Annotated in this window: 2 protein-coding genes; both read left to right on the top strand. The window is 56.1% G+C overall.

From position 1 onward, the window contains the following. The coding region (locus tag Q7T06_RS07035; RefSeq protein ID WP_304782518.1) for a DUF3418 domain-containing protein at positions 1-1,383 on the top strand (1,383 nt) is incomplete at its 5' end. Between the two features lie 91 nt (positions 1,384-1,474). Beyond that, entirely contained in the window at positions 1,475-2,041 is a 567-nt protein-coding gene (gene dcd, locus Q7T06_RS07030; protein ID WP_304782515.1) for a dCTP deaminase, read from the top strand. Positions 2,042-2,093: the final 52 nt, after the last annotated feature.

Here is a 2,093-nt window from a genome sequence, read left to right as displayed (position 1 = left end):
TCAGCCGACCGCTGCGAATGGCTGGTGCCCGGCATGCTGAAGGAAAAAGTCCATCTTCTGATCAAGTCGCTGCCGCAAAAACTGCGCCGCCATTGCGTGCCGCTGCCGGATTACGCAGCCGGTTTTTGCGATCGTGTGCAGACTGCTCATGCGTTTGGCAAAGGCAGCCTGCTGGATGCAGTGATCGCAGACGTGCGCGAGCAAACCGGCATCGCTACCAAGAGCACAGACTACAAGCTGGAAACCTTGTCGTCACATCAGTTCATGAACTTCAAGATCATTGATGAACATGGTCGCCAGTTGGAGATGGGTCGCAATCTTGGAACCTTGCGTTCAGAATTCGGCGGGCAGGCGCGCGAAAGCTTCCAGCGCCTTGCGGAACAGACGGCGATGCCGCTGGCTGGTAGTCTGCTCGGCCAGTCGACAGGCGCTGCCAAAGCCGTCGCCGTCAATGGCAAACCGCAAGCGGCGAGCCAGACCGTTGCCGCGCAGTCGGGCGCCGTGCCGCAAGTTGCGGGCAAAGCAGCCAACGTAACGACGCATCAAAATTTGACTAGCTGGACCTTTGGCGAATTGCCTGAGCTGCTCGAAATCCAGCAAGGCAGGCAGACACTGATAGGTTTTCCTGCGCTGGTGGACAAGACTACGCATTGCGATCTGGAAGTCTTCGACGACCCGGCCGAAGCCGCACGCATGCACCGGATAGGCTTGCGCCGGCTGCTGGCCCTGCAGTTGAAGGAACAGATCAAGTTCCTGGAAAAGAATATCCCCGGCTTGCAGCAGATGGGGATGCAATTCATGGCGCTGGGTTCGCAGGAAGAATTGCGCGATCAGATCATACATGCCGGTCTGGAGCGCGCCTGCCTGCAGGAACCGCTACCCAAGAATGCTGATGAATTCAACGCGCGCAAGGATGAGGGCAAGTCGCGTCTGGGTTTGCTGGTCAACGAGATCGCGCGCCTGGCCGGATTGATCCTGACTGAATACCACGCGCTGCCGAAGAAGCTGCAGACGGTGAAGGCGCATGCGCCAGCCGTTTCCGATATCCAGTCGCAACTGCAGGGTCTGGTCGGCAAGCGCTTCATTGCAGAAAACGAGTACAGCAACCTCACGCATTTCCCGCGCTACCTGAAGGCGATCAATGTGCGCATCGACAAGCTGCGCGCCGATCCGACGCGCGATGCGCGTGCGATGAGCGAATGGATGCAGGCCGCCGCACCGTGGCAGCGCGCATTGAAGGAGCGTCATGGCGATCCGAAGATGAGCGAGTTCCGCTGGCTGCTGGAAGAGTTACGCGTGTCGCTGTACGCTCAGGAATTGCGCACGCCTATGCCGGTGTCGGCCAAGCGCCTGCAAAAAGTGTGGGAAAGCATGCAGCGCTGATCCGATATCCTTGTGCTAAATCATGGAATGGCGATCTATTTCGCGTAAAATTGCGCGAAATCCCCAATAACCACCCATCTCAAAGAAAAAAATGACGATTAAATCTGATAAATGGATACGCCGCATGGCGGCAGAAACCGGCATGATAGAACCCTTCGAGCCGGGTCAGGTTCGTGAGGCGAATGGACAGAAGATCGTCTCTTACGGCACCTCGTCGTACGGCTACGATATCCGTTGCGCGAATGAATTCAAGATATTCACCAATATCAACAGCACCATCGTCGATCCGAAAAACTTCGATGAAAACTCGTTCGTCGATGTCAAGAGCGATGTCTGCATCATCCCGCCCAACTCATTCGCACTCGCCCGCACGATCGAATACTTCCGCATCCCGCGCAATGTATTGACGATCTGCCTCGGCAAATCAACCTATGCGCGCTGCGGCATCATCGTCAACGTGACGCCATTCGAACCGGAGTGGGAAGGCTATGTGACGCTGGAGTTTTCGAACACGACACCACTGCCGGCAAAGATTTACGCAGGCGAGGGTTGTGCGCAAGTGCTGTTCTTTGAAAGCGATGAAGTGTGTGAAGTGTCGTACAAGGACAGGGGCGGCAAGTATCAGGGGCAGCATGGGGTGACTTTGCCTAAGGCTTGATGCGTATCTACGGGAAAGGTGCACCATGTTATCGATTACTTTTTCTGTATAA

It is taken from the genome of Herminiimonas sp. (assembly GCF_030645555.1).
Classification (GTDB): Bacteria; Pseudomonadota; Gammaproteobacteria; order Burkholderiales; family Burkholderiaceae_D; genus Oxalicibacterium.
This window is presented reverse-complemented; position numbering and strand designations above follow the sequence as displayed.